This window comes from Gilliamella sp. Fer1-1 (assembly GCF_001690825.1).
GTDB lineage: Bacteria > Pseudomonadota > Gammaproteobacteria > Enterobacterales > Orbaceae > Gilliamella > Gilliamella apicola_C.
The window spans coordinates 1-23,202 of sequence record NZ_LZGX01000007.1 but is presented as its reverse complement, the minus strand read 5'-3'; the positions used below and the strand labels follow the sequence as shown (position 1 = coordinate 23,202).

Below are 23,202 nucleotides of genomic sequence, written 5' to 3'. Positions count from 1 at the left end.
AAATGATTTTATACTGAAACGGTATAGATTCCTGAATATTTTTTACGAAAATCACTCTAATTTTTCGCCAATAAAATAGGGGGGTAATGCTTATATAAAATCCTTATATAAATAGCAAATTCATTCAAACAATCGAGAGAAAGTAGAAAGTGTAATATGTCATTTAATCGTGAGGTATCATCTGTAAATATTTAGCGGTTATAAAGATAGGGTGTTAAGATTAAATTTTTGATTAATCAATATAATAATGTGAGCGCATAAAGCGATTTTTGATAAAATGCCTTATGCGTTTTTAGTGAATTATTTTAATTATGAAGTGTAAACAACTCGGTGTTTTCTACACTTTATTTCATTTGAAACAGTGACATATTTTGCATGGTCATAAAGGTATATTGCGCCGCTTGTAAATTAGCTTGTAGCATGACATATTCTGAGATTGTTTCATACCAGTCAACATCTTCAAGTTGGCTAATTTGAGTTTGAAATTCAATATCCAGTGTTTTACCTAATGCTAATAGTCTATCAACTTCAGACAATACCGATCCGCCTTGCGCCCTAAGCGTTGAGATGTTATTAAAAGAATTATCTATTCCGTTGTGAGCCTTTGATAATCCATCCCTAAATTGTTGGACAGTCTCTTCATTGTCATAGTCTAGATCCATTTTTAACGCTTCAATTGCATAATCTATGCTGGCAAAAATATTACTTTCGGCGGGGGTTCCATCAGCTTGTTTTACATTTGCTCCCGTCATGAATACTTCAATGCCTGTAAAACTGAGTGCGATTTCTCGTGAGTCATCAATAAAAACGTTAACCGATGTTGTGCCGCCTACGTAACTTACTTCGCCAGATTCGTTTACAACAAAAGGTGGGGTGTCGTTTTTCTTGCCAGCAAAAAGATAGTTGCCATTAGTATCTTTTGAGTTGGCTAATGATAACAGTTGATCTTTTAAAACTTGTAATTTGTTGGCAAGATCTAATCTGTTTTCTTCATTTAATGTTTCGTTTGCTGCATAAACCAATGTTTCTTGAATTGTTTGGATAACGGTATTGGTTTCCGCTAAAATCGTTTCTTGACGGCTAAGTAATTTATCGGCGCTTTCACGGGTTGCTTGAAACTGTTCATTTTGCGCTTGAGCCTGTTTTATTATCAATGATTGTGATGCGCCCATCGGATCGTCAGACGGCGATAAGATCTTTTTGCCCGTGGCTAAATGCAAACCAGATTTTTGCCATCGGCTATTGGTATTTAAAATACTTTGTAAGTTTTTTTGATAAAGTGAGTTTGTACTAAGGCGCATTTTTTATCCTTTTATCATTTAGTTAAACCTAAAATGGTATCAAATATTGTTGTTGCCGCATCTATCACTTTTGCATTAGCTTGGTAATACTGCATATATACCTGCATAGAGATATATTCTTCTTCAATATTCACTCCGGATATAGATTGATTTTGTTCATAAATTTGCTGAGTAATATTTTTGCTTGATTGGGCAGATATTTTAGCCGTTTGGGTTTCACTGCCAATATAATTGACTAAACTTGTATAAGCACTTTTTAAGGTTGTTGTACCATTAACCAGTTTTTCATTTTGAATTTCTAGTAATTTGGCAACATTACGATTATCACCTGCGCCATTTTCTTCATCATTAATACCCGTTGCGAGTTTATTAACGTCTTTGACTTGTAATTGTAATGATGAGGCAACATCGGCAACAGGTTTTATCATAAACGAGTCACCAGGCATTGCATTGCCATTGATCTCAATACAAAGCCCATCAAAAATTAACTTACCATCTTCAATTTCTGGAGTGATTTGTTTATTATCAGATAATCGGGTAACAACCCAATTGTCACCATCAAATTCAATTTTATAATCAGAAGCTTTTACGTCGCAAACTGAGTTAAATTCGATTTTTGCCGAGGCATTACCTTGATTTTTTATATTAGTGATACAACTAGGGTGATTGTAGTCAAATAACTTTTCACCCTGATTACCATTAATATCAACGCCTGACATATGCACTTCATTAAAACGTTCTGCCAAATTTAGGGCAATTAAACCTAATTGATTACGAGCTTCAGTTAATGGCCCGTCACGAAAAGTTAATAATCCGTTTAATGTGCCTGATGTAATATTTTGGCTAGTCAGTTCTTGTGTTGCTCCTGAATGATGCGTATAAATAATGGTATTTAATGTAGGATCGTCTTGCGATGGTTGTACCGATAATAGGTTAATTGAAGAGCCTTGGACTAAATTCAAGCCATTAGCCAGTGAAAGGTTATATTGCCCATTTTGTTCAGTAACGGTTATGCCAACGATTTCGCTTAACTCATTAACCAATTGATCGCGTTGGTCAAGTAATGCATTGGGTTCAAGCCCATTTCCCACCGCCTGTAAGTGTGAAATCTTTTGATTAAGTTCGGCGATTTGCTGAGTATAGGTATTAACCTTATCAATATTACTGCTTAACTCGGTATTGACATTAGCAATTTGATTTTTTAGGTTTTTTTCTGTTTTATTAAATTGATTCGTCAATGAGGTTAGATCGCTAATAACAGTTTGCTTGGTCGCGGCATCACCCGCATTTGAAGCAAGCTTATTTAAGCTTGCAAAGAGGTTATTGAGTTGTGATGAAATGCTATTATCATTTTCGGCTAATAAATTATCTACCTTTGATAATTCATTATAATAAGCTTTAATCGACCCATCTTGTGATTGTGATTGACGTAGCTGTCCTACAACAAAATGGTTAAAGGCGCGATTAACTGATGATACTGAAACACCATTACCCACAAAACCAAAACTATGTTGAGTTCCATTTGCTTGACGTAAAACTTGCTGTTGGCGATTGTAACCGATTGTATGGGCATTACTAATATTATTACTGATCACATTAAGCATATTTTGCGCTGCATTTAATCCACTAATTCCCGTATTCATCAATGAATTTGTCATAAAAACTCCTAAATATAATATATAGTTTCAGTTAATAATGTGATTATTAAAAGAAAGGGCTGTCTTCTATATCGGCGCAATTTCTCAAAACTTTAATGATTTTTTCAACTCATTAATGGATAGTTTGTCTGATTTCACTATCCAAAAAATAATGTGTTTTTATTTTTGAAATTATTTGATTATTGCTCGCTAATGGTTTTTGATTGTTTTAAAAAATCGGTACCTGTCATGTTATTTTCATTTTCAATATATTGTTGGGCATTTTTATTCAAAATTAAGATACTAATGCGACGATTAGCATCTTTGCTATAGTTTGGATTGTTTAGGCTTACTGTATCAGCTAACGCAATAATGCGAATAATCTTATTGGAATCTAAGCCACCAGCAATGAGTTCTCTTCTTGATGCATTGGCTCTATCTGCTGATAATTCCCAATTACTATAGCCACGATCCCCTGTTATATATTGCCGCTCATCGGTATGGCCAGATAAAGTGATTTTATTCGGTAATGAATTAATAATAGGCGCCAGTGCGTGCAAGATTTCTTGCATATTGGGATCAATGGATGTGCTACCAACACCAAACATGGGTTTATCATCGGAAGCTAAAATTTGAATCCGTAATCCGAGCTCAGTTAATTCAATAATAAGATTAGGCGCTAAGCTTTTAAGGCGATTATCTATTTCAAACGTTTCATAAATTTTACGTGCAGCTTCAAGAAGTAGATTTCTTTCAATATGTAGCTGCTCATATTCATTTTGTGATGCATTTAACATATGGGTTTTTTCTTCGCCAATTTGCTTACTCACATCATCTCCACCACCAGGAATCGGGCTTTCACTGTCACTAAGGTTTTTCCCACCATTGTAGCCAAGAATTAAGGGCGTTCTGAAGTATTCAGCAATACCTTTTAATTCTTGTGGCGTTGATGTAGAAATTAGCCACATAACTAAAAATAGCGCCATCATTGCGGTCATAAAGTCGGCGTAAGCGATTTTCCACGAACCGCCGTGATGCCCACCGCCGTGCCCCGATTTTTTTTTGACAATTATTCTTACAGACTTATCTTTCATTATTAATTATTTTCATTTTGATTCGTGTTTTTGTCTTTAACTTCTTGTATGTATTGTTCTAATTCAAAAAATGACGGTCTTTCATGAGAGAAAAGTGTTTTGCGTCCAAATTCAATACAAATTTGAGGGGCATAATCATGCATACTGGCAAGAAGAATCACTTTGGTGCACTCTAACATTTTAACCACGCTAGCGTTTCTTTGCTTCAATAAGGCAGCTAGTGGTGACACGAAACCATAGGCAAGTAAGATCCCTAAAAAAGTCCCCACCATCGCATGGGCAATAAGTTCACCAAGTTCACTTGCTGGTCGATCTGCTTGCGCTAAGGTATTAATAACGCCCATGACCGCGGCAACAATACCAAATGCCGGTAAACCATCACCAATACTTGAAATGGCATCAACGGGTTTTTCCAGTTCATGAACGAAGGTTTCAATTTCTTCGCTCATGAGTGTTTCGATCTCAAATACATCCATATTGCTACTAATCATAAGTCGTAAATAATCAGTGATAAAGTCGCAGATTCTAGGGTTAGCTAAAATCTGTGGATAGGCTTTAAATAATTCACTTTCATGTGGATTATCAATATCAGCCTCAATGGATAATCCTCCACTTTGTCGGATCTTCGTTAATACGCTGTACATTAAATTAATTAATGTTAAATAAAGCGCTTTATTATATTTAGAGGTTTTAAATAGTTGTCCTAAAGATTGCAGTGTGGCTTTGATGACTTTCATTTCATTACTAACAATAAAAGCACCAACGGCTGCGCCTCCAATAATTAACAATTCGAGTGGTTGAAACAGTACGGCTAAATAACCGCCACTTAGCACATAACCAAGTAGTGCCGAGGCGATAACGACAATATAACCTATAATGATTAGCATTGGTTTTCTTCTTTCTCCATAAAATAACAGCTAAATTGCTTTAATACTTATTTTTAATACTTATTTAAGCAGTGATCTGTCTGGTCGTTGATGAATTTAAATAACTTGGTCTTGATAACACTTTCATGCATCTTTCGTCATTTTCTTTTTGAGTTTTATTATTTTTATCTGCTCTTGACGGTGGTTGACATAAGCTACAAGTAAAAGTATTTCGCGGATGATAAGCATGAGTAATAAAAAGCCCACGGCATTCCGTACAACAGGATTGTTGCATCACCTTTTTTTCAACAAATTTGACTAAAATCCAAGCTCTAGTCAGCCCTAAAACAGGTTCTTCTTTATGCGAACATTGACATTGCTCTAAATAAAGTTGATAAGCTTTTAAAATAGTTTGAATGCCTGACTTGAGCCCATTTCTCACTAAAAACGCATAAGCATTATAAAATATACTGGCATGAATATTCGGTTCCCATGTCATAAACCACGATGTCGAAAAAGGCAATAAACCTTTAGGCGGTGGGCAGCCTTGAATCTCTTTATACAGTTTTATCAGTTTGTTTCGGCTTAAATTCGTTTCGCTTTCTAACATTTGAATTCTGCCACCAAGGGAAATCAATTTGATAGCGAGTTGGGTTTCTTTATATTTTTGAATAATACTTGTACCTGTCATCGTCATTCCTTAGCTACTTATTGATTGAATCTAATAGCAAACTTGATAAAAGAATCCCTGTATGCATCTGTTTTATATCTCTGACGCGGGATTCTTCTGTTAGTTTTTTCATCATTTCTGCATTTTCAAATCTTAGCTGAAATATGAGCTGATTGGTTTCGGATAAAACTAACATCTGAGCAGTACTTAAATGGCTAAGTATGTCAGCGGTTTGTTCATCAATACCTAATCGATACATTGCCATTACTTTATCTTTCTCAAGCATACGCTGGCTTAACAGTAGTGTTGAAAGATTTAAATGATGTATACATTTAAGAATATCGTCATCTAGTGTGTTTCCCAATTTAGTCACCAACCTATATCTGTTTTTCGCATAAAAAAACGAAAATTAGTAAAATTAAAGTTAAATATTTTTTTCTGCGCCTAAAGTTACATTTTTAAACGCGAAAGGTCAATAAAAAAATAATTTCAATTTATTTTCGATTGATTGCGATTTATTTCACTTATTTTTCTATTTTTTCTAACAGGAAACTTTACTTTGTATTCTTTTTATTGCTTGGCTATGCAATTGGCTTACTCTTGATTCACTAATATTCATTACCTTACCAATCTCTTTTAAATTAAGATCTTCTTGGTAATAAAGTGCTAGGACAAGTTTTTCCTTTTCTGGTAGATTTTCAATTTGTTGGTTAATGATGGTGTAATTTTCATCGCTGATAATTGCCGAAAAAGGATTATTATCCTCGCCATGCTCAATGATGGCATCAATGTTATCGCCTAACTTTAGTTGGATCTCATCAAATGAGCCTATCTGGCTATAATTCGAATCTAATAAAATTTTATGATATTCAGTAAGGGATAATTGCAAATATTCGGCAATCTGATGATCGTTAGGAGCGACGCCTAATGTTTTCTCTAATTCATTGATTGCCGCTGTGACATCTTTTATTTTTTTGCGAGTTTGTCTTGGTAACCAATCTCGGCTACGTAGTTCATCTAACATTGCCCCTTGTATCCTTGGAATAGCAAAGGTTGCAAAAGTATTACCTTGAGTGGCATCATAACGTTTGATTGTGTCTAATAAACCGATATAGCCAACTTGTAATAAATCGTCTAGCTCAACGGTAGTCGGCAAACGAACTGCTAATTTTAAAGCTTCATTACGTACCAAATGAATATATTGTTTCCAATCGATTTGGTTTATTACACCATATGAGTTATATAAGCTATCATCCATTTTTTGAACCAATGTTAAGAAAAATGCCGAATAGTATTATGACGATAGTTAATGAATTTAATGGGCAGAATAAAGGGCGAAAAAATAGTTAATTATAATTATTAGCCATAACAGCACTATAAAAATACTGTTATGACTATGTGTAAAGTTTGAATGATCAAAAATGGGTAATTACAATTATTGTAATAAAGAAAGTACTGATTGTGGTACTTGGTTAGCTTGAGCTAGTACTGAAGTACCTGCTTGTTGCAAGATTTGACCACGAGTCATGTTTGAAACTTCTGTTGCATAATCAGCATCTTCAATACGGCTACGCGCAGAACTTAAGTTGTTTACAGTATTATTGATGTTGTTTACTGTTGATTCGAAACGGTTTTGTACCGCACCAAGTTGACCACGTAAAGCATCAATTTTTGATAATGCTTCATCAATTGTTTTTAATGGATCTGCGGTTAGGTCTTCACCTGAAATTTTAAATCCATTTAAACCAAGTTCAGTACTATCAATTTTTTTCAAATGGATTTCAATAGTTTCACCATCGTTTGCACCCACTTGAATTTTAAGCGTTTTATCTTCTGATAATACTTTAGAGCCGTTGAAATCAGTTTGTTTAGAAACACGATCGATTTCATCTAAACGTTGATCGATTTCATTTTGAATTGATACTAAATCGCTTTCAGAGTTGGTACCATTGGCTGCTTGAACGGTTAATTCACGAATACGTTGTACGTTGTTGTTGATTTCGTTTAACGCACCTTCAGTAGTTTGCGCAAGAGAGATACCATCATTTGCATTACGTGCCGCTTGCGTTAAGCCTTTAATGTTTGATGAAAAACGGTTAGCAATTGCTTGGCCTGCTGCATCGTCTTTTGCGCTATTAATACGCATACCAGATGAAAGACGCTCAATAGATGTGCTAAGAACGCTTTGAGAATTGTTAAGGTTATTTTTTGCCATTAAAGACATTGTATTAGTATTAATTACTTGAGCCATTTTTATCTCCGTTAATATGAATAGTAAAACCAACGATATATTGAAATAAAATTCAATATCCTTGCTGATAAATTACTTATCGGTAACAAATTAGGGAACTTTAATATTTTTAATGATTATCTTTTTTCAAAAAAGCCATTTAGCTTTAAATTATCTTTATATTTCGATATAAATCATTGTGTTATTTTTTTAAATAAATTTTAAATCCACCTTTTTTTTAACGAAAGAACAACAATAATCCTATACATAAAATAAATGTTGTGTTGCTAGCTAAATTTTTTAAAAAGTTAGCCGATATAAACAATATTGAATAATTGTTATAGGTAGACTAAGTCATGGCAATGAGTGCATTAGGAATAGGTTCGGGAATCGATCTTAATGAAATTTTAAATCAATTAGAAGCCGCCGAAAAAACGCGCCTAACACCAATTGTAACGCAACAAAAAGCGATTAATGCAAAAATCAGCGGTTTTGGTAAGTTAAAAAGTGCGTTAACAACGTTTAATACCGCCACAGCAAAACTTCAAAAAAAGGACTTATTTGAAGGTCGATCTGTGACAGGCAATGATAATTATTTTTCGGTGAATGCTAATAGTAAAGCCGCATTGGGTAATTATCCTGTTAGTGTTGAGCAATTAGCGTCATCTCATCGTATTGCAACATCGACAATCAATGATAAAAACGCCAAATTAGGCAATGATAATCAAACCCGAACTATTACCATTGAACAAGCAAATGGCAATAAGCTTAATGTCACGCTATCTCAAGATGAAACATCCTTAGAATCCATAGCTAATGCTATTAATAATGCTCAAGTGATTAATGAAGATGGCACAACAAGCCCTTCAACAATGAATGCAGCAATTGTCCGTTCGGGCACTGATAGCTACCAATTAGTGATTACCTCGAAAGAAACAGGTGAACAACAAGCCATCACGTCTATTTCATCAGATGATGATCAGCTAAACAATATTATCGGTTTTGATATTCATCAGACGAATAATAGCCACATGATCGAAGTAGAAAAAGCGCAAGATGCTAAATTTTCGTTTAATGGTATTGCAATAACCAGTGGGTCTAATACGGTTAAGGATGTTATTGCTGGTGTTGATATTACCTTAAAACAGACCACACCAACTAGCCAAAGCCTTGCTATAACGGCTGATCATGAAAAAGCGGAAGAGGCCATAAAAGAATGGGTAGATGCATATAATCAATTACAAACAACGATTTCATCATTAACTAAGTTTACTGCAGAAGATACAAATTCAAAAGAATTAAACAGTAGTAATGGTCCACTTATTGGTGATTCAACGTTACGTAATATAGATCAAAGTATTCGTTCAATCTTTGCCAAAGGGCAATCAGGCGAATTTGCTGTTTTGTCGCAAATAGGCATCAATATGGACAAAAGTGGCCAGTTAACGATCAAAGAAAATGAGCTGAAAAAAGCACTCAATGAAAACAGCGATGCGGTAATGATATTATTTACTGGTGATGGTGAAAAAACGGGTATTGCTAACGAAGTTTTTGCAAAAGTGAGTGGATTTATTGATAGCGATGGCATGATTGATTCAGCAACTAATGGGTTAAATTCTACCTTAAAATCATTAGAGAAACGCCATGAACAAGTGAGCAATTCTATTGAACAAACTATTGAACGTTATCGGGTGCAATTTACCAAATTAGATATTTTAATTAACGAGTTAGATAGTATGAGTAATTATTTAACAACCCAATTTGACATGATGGCAAATTTAAAAAAATAGGGGGTAAATAATGTATCAATTAGGTTCTAAGGCCTATGAGCAAGTGAATTTAGAAACGCGTGTTAGCCAAGCATCGCCTCATCAATTGATCGTATTATTGTTTGATGGTGCGCTTAACGCAATTAAATTAGCTAGCTTGTATATTCAAAAAGGCAATATTGTCGGTAAAGGTAATGCCATTTCTAAAGCGATTAATATTGTTGATAATGGGCTTAAAAGCTGTCTAGATTTAGAAAAGGGGGGAGAAATTGCCGAAAATTTAGATCGTCTCTATCACTATATTAGCCAACAGTTAGTTTTAGCTAATTTACATAATGATAACGAAAAGCTACAAACTTGTTATGACCTGTTAAACAATATTGCCGAATCTTGGCGTGAAATTGCAAAATAAAAAAGGATGCTTATGCAAGGAAATAAATTATTAGAACAATATGAACAATTGAATTATGTCGTTGAACAAATGTTGATTAATGCACACGATGAACATTGGGAATCATTAGTCAGTTGGCAGGCAAAATATCAACAATTGTCTGAAAATCTTATAATAACAGGCGATTTTACTAGCATGGATACATTGCCAAAACAGCATCGCGATATCATTCAGATGTATATAAAAAACATTTTAAGTTATCAACAACAATTAACTCAATTGATTATTACGCGTCATGCTCAGCTGAGAAAGATGATCGGCGAGCATGTTGATTATCAAAACAAAATCGATAACTATCAAGAAGTGGCAAGATTAATGTAAATTTGTAAACGGATTGGTTTGAGTTTTATGTATCAGATAAAGCGCAAGCCAATCCTTCTATCCAACTCGTTTTAACAAACATGTCTATTGAAAATAAACCGTTTTTTGTTTGATTATCTTCTTCTTTTCCATAAAAGATAACCGTGCCATTGGCATTGTTGGTTTGGATGCTGCTGCCAATAGTTAATTTTTTTCAGGGCGATTGATTGATACTATGCTAAGTAATAGACTAGTGAATAATATTGTTGTTTGAATATTATCACGTTGAATCCTTTATGTATTTCATTGGTTGTATTTCATTGGTTGTTTTTTATTAAATAATCGCATTATGTCGCTATTTTTTAAAATAGTAGAGTAAAAATGGTAAAGTTTTTGAGTCATCAATTGATAACAAAAATAATATATTGCCTAGCAAAACAAGCATCAAAAATATGAGCGATGCTTATTTTAAACTTGAATTGAGTGGTGCGTTGATTAGCGCATTTAGACCAGAATGAATGGTTATCGGTAAAAGTAAAATGCAAAATTTAGGATATAAGAATGATATTCGATGCCATTAATTAAACATTCATATTCATAATTTCTTGATAAGCAGCAACCAACTTATTACGCACTTGAATGCCAAACTGCAATGAAACCGATGATTTTTGCATATTAACCATCACTTCATTTAATGGCGTATTGGGATCGCCCATTTCGAAAGCTTTAGCGTCATTATGTGCTTGTATTTGTCGCTGACTTATGCCATCTAACGCGTTTTTTAGCGCTAAATCAAAATTTTGTTTATCAGAAATAGTCGATTGTTGTGTAGTTTCTGTTAATTGATTTAAGCTAGCGAATTGAATTGAATTTAACGTATTGATTGTATTCATGTTGATAATTACGTCTTGTGTTTTTTTGTCAATGTGCCATTAAATTTATCATAAAAATAAAAAGCCAAAGGGTTTAAGTAAGGGGAAAACTACACGCTTTTCTAGCCATTGAATTTTCTAAATACATGGATAATAAACGACAGAGTAAATCTAAATAGTTTAGAATCAGGATGCCTATGACTAGCCAAACAGTCAATAATAAAGGTCAATCAATATTAAATAAATTACCTTTTGTTAATCAATTAAAACAAAACAAAAAAATGGCATTGTTAATTGCGGGTGTAATTACAATCGCAATGATGAGTTTTGTTTATTTATGGGCTAAAGATGAGCCTTACGCAGTTCTATTTAGTCATTTGAATGATAAAGATGGTGGCGAAATTATTAGCCAGCTTGATAAGATGAATATTCCTTATCAATTTTCCTCTTCTGGCACAACTATCTTAATTCCTGAAGATAAAGTTTACGATACCCGTTTACGGATTGCCCAACAAGGGTTGCCTAAAGGTGGTGCAGTTGGCTTTGAATTGCTTGATAAAGAAAGTTTTGGTATGAGCCAATTCAATGAGCAAGTTAATTATCAACGCGCTTTAGAAGGCGAATTATCAAGAACAATTGCTATCATTAGTAGTATTGATGATGCGCGAGTGCATTTAGCTATGCCTAAACCTTCTTTGTTTGTTAGAGAACGCAAATTTCCTTCAGCGTCAGTGGCATTAACATTACTCCCAGGTCGCTCATTATCGCAAGGTCAAATTGATGGCATTATTCATTTGATTTCAAGTAGTGTACCAGAATTACAGCCCGATAAAGTCACAATTATTGATCAGCGAGGCAATTTATTAACTGGTGAAAGCTATCGTGACAGAAGTGCGAATGTTGCGCAGTTGGAGTTTAGTGAGCGGATTGAAAACAGCGTTCGTGAGCGAGTAGAAAAAATTATTATTCCTATTTTGGGTAAAAATAACGTCAAGGTACAAGTGAATGCGGATGTTGATTTTAGTCGCCAAGAATCGACATCAGAAACGTATGATCCTAATAGCAATATTGCGAATCAAACCATTCGTAGTAAACAGCAAGTCGAAAATCATCAATCAGCAACAAGCTATGGTATTGGCGGGGTGCCAGGTGCGTTATCTAATCAACCTGTACCAACACCTAGTGCACCGATCGATGAAAACGATGAATCGATTGAAAAAAATAATAAACAACAACCTTACAACTTACAATCGAATAATACCGTTAATTTTGAAGTAAATAGACAAGTTATACGTAGCCAAATACCTGAAGGACGGGTTAAACGTTTATCGGTCGCTGTTTTGGTTAATTATAAATTTGTCACCATTGAGCCAGATGAGGATAAATCTGATGATGACAGCAAGTCATCTTCTATAACAGAACAATGGGTAAAGTTAGATAACGATGAGCTGAAAAATATTGAAGCATTAGCACGCCAAGCAATGGGCTTTTCTGATTTACGTGGCGATACATTGACGGTTGCAAATTTGAAATTTACTGATCAATTATTTGATGACAACGAAAATATCGCATTTTGGAAAACAAATGAATTTTATGACTCCGTTAAAAATGCAGTTAAATATTTAATTTATATTGCCATTTTATGGGTTTTATGGCGTAAAGTATTACGATCGTTCTGGATAAAATTACAAAGACAGCTTCTTAACAGTAATGGTCAAACATCTGATATTGAGTTATCAGCGGAAGAAAAATTAGATTATAAAGCACACAGTAAACAGCAACACAAAATGTTTGAAGATAATATGCAACAACAACAGCACATACGAAAAATTGTTGAGAAAGAGCCTCGTGTAATGGCATTAATTATTCGTAGCTGGATGAGTAAGGAGGACACTAACCAATGATTTTAAGTGAATCTCAGAAAGCGGCTATCATTTTAATGGCATTAGGCGAAGGGCTAGCGGCGCAAGTAATGCAACATCTTAGCCAAAAGGAAGTGCAACAAATTAGTAGTGCGATGATGTCGTTGCCGCAGTTTTCTCAAGAACAGTTGAAAGGCATACTTAATGAGTGTCAAGTGGCGCTTGAAGAGTGCGCTGTTTTAAATACTGATCCCAATGGTTATTTACGCTCAATATTGGGGCGTTCACTGGGTAGTGAAAAAGCGGAACGTTTACTTGATGAACTTTTATCTACTGAACAAGAAGAAGCTACCGATGGTCTTGAAATGCTCAATTATGTTGATGCAACAAGAGCGGTTGACTTAGTGAAGAAAGAGCACCCTCAAATTATAGCAACGATTCTTGTTCATCTAAATCGTGATTTAGCGGCAGAAATTCTAAACTTATTTGATGATGAATTACGTAACGATGTTATGTTACGTATTGCAACCTTTGGGGGGGTTGAGCCTTCAGCGCTTCAATTGCTGTCAACTTCACTATCAACCTTATTACACGGACAAAATATTAAACTTAATAATTTAGGTGGAGTACGTACCGCAGCAGAAATTATTAACTTAATGAAAACACAACAAGAAGAACAAGTTATTAATGCATTACGTGATTATGATGGTGAATTAACGCAAAAAATTATTGATGAAATGTTCTTGTTTGAAAATCTTGTTGAAGTGGATAACCGAAGTATCCAACGCTTACTTAAAGAAATCGATAATGAGATGTTAATCATTGCATTGAAAGGTGCAACGGTTGAATTACGTGACAAACTATTAAGTAATATGTCACAGCGTGCGGCTTCGATTTTACGTGAAGACTTAGAAAATCGACCGCCAGTACGATTATCACAAGTTGAAACTGAACAGAAGAAAATTTTGGCTATTGCGCGTCGATTAGCCGAAAGTGGTGAAATGATTTTAACTAGCGGTGATGATGAATATGTATAATCAGCCCGATAGCTTAAATTGGGAACCGCTCAACTTTCGTGATTTGGCATTATCCGATCTATCTGAATCAAGCCAAAACACGATGGCAGAGCAAGTAGAAGATAATCAAATAAAGCTTCAGGCTGAGCCCGATCTTGAATCAATCGCAGCTAGCCCTGACCCTCGTGTTATTGAAAAAACATGGGAACAGTTAAAGCAAGAAGTAGAAGCACAAGCTTATAAAGAAGGTTTTAATTTAGGGCGCGATGAGGGCTTTGAGAAAGGCTTTAATGAAGGTAAGCAAGCGGGTTATGAGCAGGGGTATCTTGTTGGGCAACAACAAGGGCGTGAGCAAATTGAACAGCAACTTAATGAAGAAAAGCTTAAAACTGCTCATGCTATAGCCAGTTTAGCCACTAATTTTCAGCAATCAATTAATGAAATTGATGAATTAATTGTACCTAAATTGTTTGATTTGGCGTTAATTGCGGCACAAAAGACGGTAGGTAGCCTCGCTAAAATAAAACAAAAACAGTTAATTCACACAATACAAACATTAGTTGAGCAGTGCTCAATTTTATCAGAACCTATGCCGTTGCACCTTAATCCAGCCGATTTGCAATGGCTAGAGCCCATGCTTAATGACGACAACCAACAATATCACTGCCAATTAATTGCCAATCCTAGCATTGAAGTGGGTGGCTGCAAAATTTTTACAGATACCAACGAAATTGACACCAATATCAATGACCATTGGCAAATGATATCGGATTGTTTACATGGAGATGATCATTAATATGCGGTTTTCTGCTCAATGGGTCGCCAAAATTAACCAACGTATAGATCAATTGCAATCGCTACCTTTAATTCATCAATATGGGCGGTTAGTAAAGGCATCGGGATTGGTTCTTGAAGCTGTCGGATTAAAATTGCCTTTAGGATCTAATTGTTTAGTAGAGCGACAAACAAATGGTCAAATTGAGGCCGTTGAGTGTGAAGTCGTTGGTTTTAATGATAAAACAATTTACTTAATGCCATTTGAATCCACTGACGGCATTTTATTAGGCGCTCGTGTTTATACCAAGCAATATGATTTAGCGCACTTTAGTCATAAAGCATTACCCATGGGAATGGGTTTGTTAGGGCGAGTTGTTGATGCTATGGGTAAACCGTTAGATGGTCAACCGTTACCCGAAGAGATTGAGTTTGGGGGATTATCTCATAAATCGATTAACCCATTACAGCGCACGCCAGTTCACCAAGTGCTTGATGTTGGCGTTAGAGCCATTAACGCGTTATTAACGGTTGGTAAAGGACAGCGGATGGGGTTATTTGCTGGTTCTGGCGTTGGAAAAAGCGTTTTACTTGGCATGATGGCACGTTACACCCAAGCCGATATTATTGTTGTCGGGTTAATCGGTGAGCGGGGGCGAGAAGTTAAAGATTTTATCGAAAATATTTTAGGTGAAGAGGGATTAGCACGAGCGGTTGTTGTTGCCGCACCAGCGGATGTTTCGCCATTATTGCGCTTACAAGGCGCTGCTTATGCGACTAAAATCGCCGAAAATTTCCGCGATAAAGGGTTTAATGTGTTACTGATTATGGACTCTTTAACGCGTTATGCCATGGCACAACGTGAAATTGCGTTAGCAATAGGAGAACCACCAGCAACGAAAGGTTACCCACCTTCGGTTTTTGCAAAATTACCCGCCTTGGTTGAAAGAGCAGGCAATGACGAAAGCGGAAAAGGCGCCATTACGGCATTTTATACGGTATTGACAGAAGGTGATGATCAGCAAGATCCGATTGCCGATTCAGCTAGAGCCATACTCGATGGGCATATTGTTTTGTCGCGCTCACTTGCTGAGTCTGGCCATTACCCCGCTATTGATATCGAGGCCTCAATCAGTCGAGTGATGACCGATCTTACCGCGCCGGAGGATGAAAAAAAATCAAGGTTGTTTAAACAGTTATTTTCAAGTTTTCAACGAAATCGCGATCTGATTAATGTTGGTGCTTATGTGTCTGGCACCGATCCTTTATTGGATAAGGCGATTATGCTGTTTCCTGCTATGCAAAAATTTTTACAGCAAGGAATTCATGAGCATTGTAGTTATCAAGATGCTTATCAACAATTAGTGAATATTGTCGAACCCAAATTAGCTAGTTAGGACTGAGTAATGGTAAATAAAAATTCTGGGCAATTTGCTTTTTTAACACTAAAAAAATTGGCGCAAAAATCGGTAGACGACACTTTACTTAAGTTAAAAAAAGCCCATGAAAATCATCGTAATGCACAATCACAATTGAATGTATTAAATGATTATTATGATGAGTACCAACAAAAATTAAATAATGCCTTATCTCATGGTATTAATGGATGCCAATTAAGTAATTTTAATGCATTTATTTCAACCCTTGAAAAAGGCATTGAACAGCAAAAAAAAGTATTGTTAACGTTGGATGTTAAGCAAAAGCAAATAACCCATCAACTTAATCAATCACAAAAAAACTTGAACACTTATACAACATTATTAGACAAGCAATATAAAAAACAGTTACAGCAACAAAGCCGTTTGCAACAAAAACTGACTGATGAATTTGCACAGCTACAACTAGCAAGGAGAGTATTAAATGAATATTAATCTTATTAATGATTTAAATCTTACCCCATCTCATCAATCACAATCAGTTGAAACGGATGTAATTGCAAGTGATAGTGATGGCTTTCAACAATTATTGCAACAGAGTGAAAAGCAAAGCCAACAAGGCAAAAAAATCATTAATGCTGAGTTAAATGTTATTGATGATACGCACGAAGATCATGATGCTGATATGATCATTATGGCTATCAATCCTTTTTATATACAAACTATTGAACAAGAAAAACAAGATGTTGTCAGCGCAGCACAAAATAGTGAGGCAAAAACCAAGCCCAATTTATCGATAACAAATCCTCTAAATACTGCCATTTTAGAGGCGGATGTATTCGATAATTTATCGTCAGAAACGTTAATTAATGATCAGCCAACACAGCTACTGGCCTCTATTTATGACAGTGAGAATTTAATCAATAAAGCAACCCAGCAAACAGATGCCATGCCATTGTCGGACAATCACCAAGCGATAGCCACTGATCTGGTGCATAAAAAAGCCACAAGAATTAAAAATGATGTGAGTAATACGCATTTTAATCAAACGAATAATACACAAAATGCTAGCGACATTAGGCAAAAAGCGATGGCAGATCAAACACCATTTATAACAAATAATGACGATCAAGGTGCGATTTTGCATATCAATCCCGAATCAGCTTTAACAACCCATGCCAATGGGCAAAATGCATTATTACCGTCAGCTAATGCTAGCACGACATCAGCAACACTAAATATGTCGATGCAAGCAAATACTACGCAATGGCAAAATTCATTAACAGAACAAATTATTATGTTTAATCGGCAAGGTATTCAATCTGCCAACATAAATTTGCACCCACAAGAATTAGGCTCATTACACATTAAACTTGCGATGAGCGATGATAAGATGAATCTTCATATGATGGCAGCACATGGTGTTGTTAAAGGTCTGTTAGAATCGGCACTGCCTTTCTTAAAAACATCATTAGCTGAGCAAGGCATTACCCTAGAACAAGCAGATATTGGTGACTTTTCGATGATGAGTGATTCGCAACAATCTGCTATGTATCAGCAAACCCAACACAATCAGTCACATAGCGCCCTAACGTTAGATTCAGAGACAAACGATATTAATGTTGAACAAATCCGTGTTGAAAATAGCCCACAAAAATCAGCACTCAGCATATTTGCTTAACGATTAAAATTGCTATTTATTGTACAAATTGGAGATTAGAGAAGATGAAACGTTTAAATAGGTCATGTTTTGTTGCCTATTCTTCAAATCAATTTTAAAAATATGATTTATTATTCTTGTCACTATAGCCAATTAATGGATTATAAATCTTTTTAAATTTTTATAGAGACAAGAATAAATATGCCTACAACGTCCAAAAAAGTAAGTGCTTTAAATTTAATCCTTATTCTTATTACCCTATCTGCAATAGGTGCTGCAGCTTATTTGTGGTTTCAAGGCTATCCCAAAGACACAACTAAAGTGCAAGAAGAGCCTGAAATCGTCTCGCCAGTATTTTTAACATTAAAACCGTTTACTATTTCATTGCCTGTTGCTGAAGATAATATTGAGATGACTAAAATCCTTTATGTCGGGGTGGTATTACGTGTTAATGATGAAAGTCAAAAAACAGTGCTATTAGATTATTTACCCGAAGTAAGAAGCGATATCCTCCTCCTTACTTCAAAGCAATATATTAATAAGCTAAAGCAAGAAACAGGCAAAATCGATTTACAAGAACAGATAAAAAATACGTTATCGCGAAAATATGATGCAAAACATTGGGTAAATATTGATGAAGTTTTATTTACTGATTTTATTATACGGTGATGACTATGCCTGATAAGCGCGAACCGAAACAAGATATGAATGAAAGCAGTGATGCTTTAACGCCAGATAATTTTGTTGTAGCTGAAGATGATAGCAATATTGATGCTTTGGCTACTTCGCTGCCTACAGGGAAAAAGTCCGATGTTAGACCTTATGATTTATCAGTCAAACATCGATTTATCCCTGAACGTTTAACGGCATTAGAGATCATTAATGAACGTTTTGCTCGGCAATTTCGAATTGGATTATTTAATCGATTACGCCGTAATACTGATGTGATTGCCTCTCCCGTTGAGCCGCACACGTTCAAAGAGTTTTCTGATATTTCATCAGCAAATCATTTGAATTTAGTGCACCTTAATCCATTAAGAGGGACTTGTTTATTTTCATTCTCACCTGAGCTAGTGTTTATTATCGTGGATTCATTGTTTGGCGGTGATGGGCATTTTTCCCAAATAGAAACCGAAGGGCGGGAATTTACACACACGGAACAGCAAATCATTAAACGAGTACTCGAGTTAGCATTAGGCATTTATCAAAATGCGTGGGCAGATATTTACGCCATTGAAACCGAATATATTCGATCTGAAATGCAAAGTAAATTTACCAATATTACCAGCTCACCAGATGATATTGTATTAACAACAAATTTTAAAGTTGAAGTCGGTCATAGCAAAGCAACATTTTGCGTTTGCATTCCTTATTCTATGGTAGAGCCTATTAAAGAGTTACTCATAAAACCGCCTATCGAGCAACAGAGTTATCAAGATGATAATATTTGGATGAGTTCACTAACAACGGGGATCAAGCAATCAACTGTCGAATTAGTCGCAAACTTTACCCGTATTCATATAACCGTTGCTAAATTATTAGCCTTAAAAGTTGATGATATTTTAGTCATCGACAAACCCACCAATTTAGATGTCACTGTCGGTGGAGTGCCTGTGCTAAAGGGTCATTATGGTAAAGTGAATAAACAATATGCAATTCAAGTCGATCAGGTTATTAACCCTGTGATAGAACAATTGAATGAAGGAGTATCCCATGACTGACATCAAAGCAAATAACGACCAAAACCAAGCAACCGGTGATGATCTTATTACCAAAGAAGCAATTTTTGAAACATTATCACCGCAACAAACGGAAGAAAAAAAGCAAGATATTAATCTGATTTTAGATATTCCTGTTGATTTAAGTGTAGAGCTTGGTCGAACCAAGATAGCAATTAAAGATCTATTAAATTTAACACAAGGATCGGTAATTGCATTAGATGGGCTAGCAGGTGAACCATTGGATATATTGATTAACGGTTACTTAATTGCTCAAGGTGAAATTGTCGTTGTGGGCGATAACTATGGTGTGCGTATCACCGATATTATTACTCCATCAGAACGTGTACGAAGACTGAGTCGTTAATAGTGAAGATTGAGCCATTAATAGTAATGAAGCAAACTAATTTGGTTGAACCTGTGAATACTATAGCAAACACCAAAACGTTAACAAGCACCAAAACGTTGGCTCCGTCATCTTCTCCGTTAAATATTTATACCGAAGTAGGATCCTCAATGGGATCAACGCTTATCGTTGTCATTGGTTTTATTTTATTGTTAGGTTGGCTTGCCAAACGAATGAGCTGGAAAAAAAAGACCAATCAATGGATTGATGTCAAAGCCACATATAGCATTAGCCCCAAAGAGCGTATGGTTGTGGTTCATGTTGATAACCAATTATTAGTGATTGGGGTTACATCTCAACAAATGACGTTATTACACACTATCAATGAACAACGCACTCAAGTACTGCTTTCGCAAAATACGACAGATACTACTTGTGTGAAAAGTAACGTATTTCAGCAGATATTACAATCCGCTTTAAAAGCAAAAAAGGAGTAACAACTAGTGCGGTTAAATTTTATTATTTTGCTCAGCTTATTGTTGCTAAGTTTATCATGCCATGCTGACTTATCTACGTTACCTGCCATATCCCAACCAATGAGTGATGGGCAAAATTGGTCATTACCTGTTGAAACCTTAGTCTTTTTGACATTGCTTACCTTCATTCCAGCAATTTTGTTACTAATGACCAGTTTCACACGTATTATTATTGTATTAGGTCTGTTACGTAATGCACTTGGTACGCAATCGGCACCACCCAATCAAGTTATTTTGGGCATTGCCCTATTTATGACCTATTTCATTATGTCCCCCGTGATTGATAACATTTATCAAGATGCTTATGTGCCGTATTCGCAAAATCAAATCACCATGCAAGAGGGCTTAACTCAAGCGGCTAAACCATTACAGCAATTTATGCTTGCCCAAACACGAGAAACGGACCTAGCATTATTTGTTAACATGTCCCACCAAGATGATATTCAAACACGTGAAGATGTCCCTTTAAAAGTATTGGTTCCGGCTTTTGTTGTCAGTGAATTAAAAACAGCGTTTCAAATCGGTTTTACCATTTTTATTCCTTTTTTAGTGATAGATCTTGTGGTTGCAAGCACGCTCATGGCATTAGGCATGATGATGGTACCGCCAGCAACGGTATCTTTACCATTTAAGTTAATGTTATTTGTGTTAGCCGATGGTTGGCACTTATTACTGGGCTCGTTAGCGCAAAGCTTTTTTAGTTGAATCACACTATGTCGCCCGAATATATTAGCACCTTAGCAATACAAGCAATAAAAGTCGCTGCATCACTGGCTGGACCGTTACTATTAGTTGCTTTAGTAACAGGATTAATCATTAGCTTATTACAAGCGGCCACACAAATTAACGAAATGACATTATCATTTATTCCCAAAATTATCGCGGTCGTTGTGGTTTTAATCCTATGGGGACCATCAATGCTATCAACCATGATTGATTATATGCAAACGGTCATTACCGATATTCCTAATTTAACCCGTTAAATTAAATGGATATTAATAGTAATATTTTATTTAATATTGATTTTTTTGCTTGGGCTAAAGATGGCTTTTTCCCCTTTGTGCGCATCCTAGCGTTGATTATGGTTGCCCCTATTTTGGGAGAAAAAGAGATCCCCAACCGCGTAAAAATAAGCTTGGCATTACTTATTGCAATTGCTTTGCCACTTCCACATCTTGATGAACATATTAAAATATACTCTTTTATTGGCATATGGATGATTGCACAGCAAATAATGATTGGCGTGCTTATTGGTTTTACTATGCAGTTAGCATTTATGACGGTGCGATTTGCCGGCGAATTAATTGGTATGCAAATGGGACTTGGAATGGCCACCTTTTTTGATCCTATTGGCGGTCCATCTACATCGGTATTATCACGCTTAATTAACATTATTGCACTGCTAATCTTTCTTAGTGTTGATGGTCATTTATGGTTGTTATACGGCATAGCAAACAGTTTTGATATTATTCCCATCGCAGTAATGCCATTACAAGCAAACGGATACTTAGCTTTAATTGATGTCAGTAAACTATTATTTATCAACGGGATAATGTTAGCACTTCCCTTAATGACATTGTTGCTAATCGTCAATATATCATTAGGGCTACTTAATAGAATAACGCCACAACTCTCGATTTTTGTTGTCGGCTATCCAGCTACATTATTATTAGGATTGCTCATGCTAACTTACTTAATTTCAGCATTGCCCACCTTTGCTACATTTGTCTTTGAACAAATGTTTGAACAAATTTCTACCCTATTGCGATATTTCAGCCAATAAAAACACTAAGTCAATTTGAGATCTGTGTTATTTCGGGTGTTTGAAGCGCTATTAATAAAATAAGCTATGGCTACCATGTGCTACCATGCTAAAACCAAAAAATTTTCTGTAAAATCCCCCTGTGCTTTAAGCATGGCCACAAAATGGGGTATTTGACAACCGATCTTTGCCACTTGGTTTTAACGCAACGATGCTAATTTATTCTAGGCAAAGCAGTGCCTTGCAAACATGCTTGTTTGCTGTGCTTACTTTACGCTATCGGTAGCTATATTCTCACGCCAAATAAGCACGGTGTTGATCTTTAAAAAACTTTAATAAAATCAATTGGTTTTCTGAATTCTTTTTTTAAGTAGCAAAATACCTTATTTTTAGTCATTCAACGCCATGTTTGAGGCAAAATATTTGGCACTAAATCGCCTAAATCTAATCTGTTAGCAATCATTTATTTATCAGCAAAAAAACAAATGCAGAAAGAAAAGTTATCTTAAAATAACAAGATAACTAAAAAATAGCATAGAAAAACGATTGATTTTCATAAAAAGAAAAAATTCAATAAAATCAATGGGTTTTCTGAATGACTTTTAAGCACTAAAACGACTGATAATAATAAAATCAACATGTTGATTATTAAAGCTAATTAATTTAGCTAATCATTGTGATTATAAGCCAAGCAAAATAAGCGGTATTTTGGTATTATCGTTAATATATAATTTTTACAACTTAATGGCGTGTAATTACTATGGGTAAAGAGCAAGAATGAATAAAACAAGCCGAAAGGCTCGCTTTACTTCCCGATTCAGCAAAACCATTCGATTAACTTATGGATCTACTTAACAACGAAACCGATCTTGAAATGAGATCCCGGGTTGTGGCTTTTTACTCTATCGCTCTTGAAGAAGCTTTATGCCCCAATGATCATTTTAAGATGCTTAATAATAAGA

Annotated in this window: 25 protein-coding genes; 16 read left to right on the top strand and 9 right to left on the bottom strand. The window is 35.4% G+C overall.

The annotated features are described in order from the left end of the window. Nucleotides 1–344 precede the first annotated feature (344 nt). The 8 genes from flgL to A9G28_RS00335 form a co-directional block, all read right to left on the bottom strand. Entirely contained in the window at nucleotides 345–1,301 is a 957-nt protein-coding gene (gene flgL, locus A9G28_RS00370) for a flagellar hook-associated protein FlgL (protein ID WP_065566406.1), read from the bottom strand. A 14-nt stretch (nucleotides 1,302–1,315) separates the two neighbouring features. Continuing rightward, nucleotides 1,316–2,959: a flagellar hook-associated protein FlgK gene (gene flgK / locus A9G28_RS00365; RefSeq protein ID WP_065566405.1), complete on the bottom strand. Its 1,644-nt coding sequence runs from the start codon at nucleotides 2,957–2,959 to the stop codon at nucleotides 1,316–1,318. A gap of 179 nt (nucleotides 2,960–3,138) precedes the next feature. Next, nucleotides 3,139–4,032, bottom strand: coding sequence for a flagellar motor protein MotB (motB, locus tag A9G28_RS00360; RefSeq protein ID WP_065566404.1), 894 nt, complete (start codon nucleotides 4,030–4,032; stop codon nucleotides 3,139–3,141). A gap of 2 nt (nucleotides 4,033–4,034) precedes the next feature. Continuing rightward, a complete protein-coding gene (gene motA, locus A9G28_RS00355) occupies nucleotides 4,035–4,919 on the bottom strand; it encodes a flagellar motor stator protein MotA (protein WP_065579419.1) in 885 nt (294 codons plus the stop codon). Nucleotides 4,920–4,983: 64 nt separating this feature from the next. Continuing rightward, nucleotides 4,984–5,589 carry a flagellar transcriptional regulator FlhC gene (gene flhC, locus A9G28_RS00350; RefSeq protein WP_065566402.1) on the bottom strand — a complete coding sequence of 202 codons (606 nt, stop codon included), beginning with the start codon at nucleotides 5,587–5,589 and terminating at the stop codon, nucleotides 4,984–4,986. A gap of 13 nt (nucleotides 5,590–5,602) precedes the next feature. Next, entirely contained in the window at nucleotides 5,603–5,932 is a 330-nt protein-coding gene (flhD, locus tag A9G28_RS00345) for a flagellar transcriptional regulator FlhD (RefSeq protein WP_065566401.1), read from the bottom strand. Between the two features lie 177 nt (nucleotides 5,933–6,109). After that, a complete protein-coding gene (locus A9G28_RS00340; protein WP_065566400.1) occupies nucleotides 6,110–6,826 on the bottom strand; it encodes an RNA polymerase sigma factor FliA in 717 nt (238 codons plus the stop codon). Between the two features lie 177 nt (nucleotides 6,827–7,003). Beyond that, a complete protein-coding gene (locus A9G28_RS00335) occupies nucleotides 7,004–7,819 on the bottom strand; it encodes a flagellin N-terminal helical domain-containing protein (protein WP_065566399.1) in 816 nt (271 codons plus the stop codon). A 335-nt stretch (nucleotides 7,820–8,154) separates the two neighbouring features. Here A9G28_RS00335 and fliD point away from each other — a divergent pair, with 335 nt between their 5' ends. From fliD to A9G28_RS00320, 3 genes are read left to right on the top strand one after another with little or no spacing between them, the layout of a single operon-like run. Continuing rightward, a complete protein-coding gene (gene fliD, locus A9G28_RS00330; RefSeq protein ID WP_065579418.1) occupies nucleotides 8,155–9,588 on the top strand; it encodes a flagellar filament capping protein FliD in 1,434 nt (477 codons plus the stop codon). A 10-nt stretch (nucleotides 9,589–9,598) separates the two neighbouring features. Further along, nucleotides 9,599–9,979, top strand: coding sequence for a flagellar export chaperone FliS (gene fliS / locus A9G28_RS00325; RefSeq protein ID WP_065566397.1), 381 nt, complete (start codon nucleotides 9,599–9,601; stop codon nucleotides 9,977–9,979). Nucleotides 9,980–9,991: 12 nt separating this feature from the next. After that, nucleotides 9,992–10,339: a hypothetical protein gene (locus A9G28_RS00320; protein WP_065566396.1), complete on the top strand. Its 348-nt coding sequence runs from the start codon at nucleotides 9,992–9,994 to the stop codon at nucleotides 10,337–10,339. A 560-nt stretch (nucleotides 10,340–10,899) separates the two neighbouring features. On the opposite strand, the gene fliE is transcribed toward A9G28_RS00320, so the two are convergent. Continuing rightward, nucleotides 10,900–11,211 (bottom strand): flagellar hook-basal body complex protein FliE, encoded by a 312-nt coding sequence (gene fliE, locus A9G28_RS00315; protein WP_065579417.1) that lies wholly within the window; start codon nucleotides 11,209–11,211, stop codon nucleotides 10,900–10,902. Nucleotides 11,212–11,387: 176 nt separating this feature from the next. Here fliE and fliF point away from each other — a divergent pair, with 176 nt between their 5' ends. The 13 genes from fliF to fliR all read left to right on the top strand — a co-directional run bounded on the left by fliF (nucleotide 11,388) and on the right by fliR (nucleotide 22,261). Continuing rightward, nucleotides 11,388–13,094, top strand: a complete 1,707-nt coding sequence (gene fliF, locus A9G28_RS00310) for a flagellar basal-body MS-ring/collar protein FliF (protein WP_065566394.1) — start codon at nucleotides 11,388–11,390, stop codon at nucleotides 13,092–13,094. Next, entirely contained in the window at nucleotides 13,091–14,089 is a 999-nt protein-coding gene (fliG, locus tag A9G28_RS00305) for a flagellar motor switch protein FliG (RefSeq protein ID WP_065579416.1), read from the top strand. The genes fliF and fliG overlap by 4 nt, the downstream gene beginning before the upstream one ends. Continuing rightward, nucleotides 14,082–14,864, top strand: a complete 783-nt coding sequence (locus tag A9G28_RS00300; protein ID WP_176702095.1) for a FliH/SctL family protein — start codon at nucleotides 14,082–14,084, stop codon at nucleotides 14,862–14,864. Before fliG ends, A9G28_RS00300 begins: the two co-directional genes overlap by 8 nt. After that, on the top strand, nucleotides 14,854–16,239 hold the full coding sequence (fliI, locus tag A9G28_RS00295; RefSeq protein ID WP_255307546.1) for a flagellar protein export ATPase FliI: 1,386 nt from the start codon (nucleotides 14,854–14,856) through the stop codon (nucleotides 16,237–16,239). Before A9G28_RS00300 ends, fliI begins: the two co-directional genes overlap by 11 nt. Nucleotides 16,240–16,248: 9 nt before the next feature. After that, nucleotides 16,249–16,713, top strand: a complete 465-nt coding sequence (gene fliJ / locus A9G28_RS00290) for a flagellar export protein FliJ (RefSeq protein WP_065566391.1) — start codon at nucleotides 16,249–16,251, stop codon at nucleotides 16,711–16,713. Then, on the top strand, nucleotides 16,703–17,899 hold the full coding sequence (locus tag A9G28_RS00285) for a flagellar hook-length control protein FliK (protein ID WP_065579414.1): 1,197 nt from the start codon (nucleotides 16,703–16,705) through the stop codon (nucleotides 17,897–17,899). The genes fliJ and A9G28_RS00285 overlap by 11 nt, the downstream gene beginning before the upstream one ends. 180 nt (nucleotides 17,900–18,079) lie before the next feature. Next, complete coding sequence (locus A9G28_RS00280; protein ID WP_065566389.1) at nucleotides 18,080–18,547, top strand: flagellar basal body-associated FliL family protein; 468 nt, start codon at nucleotides 18,080–18,082, stop codon at nucleotides 18,545–18,547. Between the two features lie 5 nt (nucleotides 18,548–18,552). After that, entirely contained in the window at nucleotides 18,553–19,599 is a 1,047-nt protein-coding gene (gene fliM, locus A9G28_RS00275; RefSeq protein WP_176702094.1) for a flagellar motor switch protein FliM, read from the top strand. Beyond that, a complete protein-coding gene (fliN, locus tag A9G28_RS00270) occupies nucleotides 19,592–19,963 on the top strand; it encodes a flagellar motor switch protein FliN (protein ID WP_065566388.1) in 372 nt (123 codons plus the stop codon). Before fliM ends, fliN begins: the two co-directional genes overlap by 8 nt. 26 nt (nucleotides 19,964–19,989) lie before the next feature. Beyond that, nucleotides 19,990–20,439, top strand: a complete 450-nt coding sequence (fliO, locus tag A9G28_RS13230) for a flagellar biosynthetic protein FliO (RefSeq protein WP_141674647.1) — start codon at nucleotides 19,990–19,992, stop codon at nucleotides 20,437–20,439. A 6-nt stretch (nucleotides 20,440–20,445) separates the two neighbouring features. Next, complete coding sequence (gene fliP, locus A9G28_RS13225; protein ID WP_065579412.1) at nucleotides 20,446–21,183, top strand: flagellar type III secretion system pore protein FliP; 738 nt, start codon at nucleotides 20,446–20,448, stop codon at nucleotides 21,181–21,183. Between the two features lie 8 nt (nucleotides 21,184–21,191). Then, the gene (fliQ, locus tag A9G28_RS00255) at nucleotides 21,192–21,461 is read left to right on the top strand and encodes a flagellar biosynthesis protein FliQ (protein WP_065566385.1); all 270 of its coding nucleotides are present in this window, start codon (nucleotides 21,192–21,194) and stop codon (nucleotides 21,459–21,461) included. 5 nt (nucleotides 21,462–21,466) lie between these two features. Next, nucleotides 21,467–22,261 carry a flagellar biosynthetic protein FliR gene (gene fliR / locus A9G28_RS00250; protein WP_065579411.1) on the top strand — a complete coding sequence of 265 codons (795 nt, stop codon included), beginning with the start codon at nucleotides 21,467–21,469 and terminating at the stop codon, nucleotides 22,259–22,261. Nucleotides 22,262–23,202 lie beyond the last annotated feature (941 nt).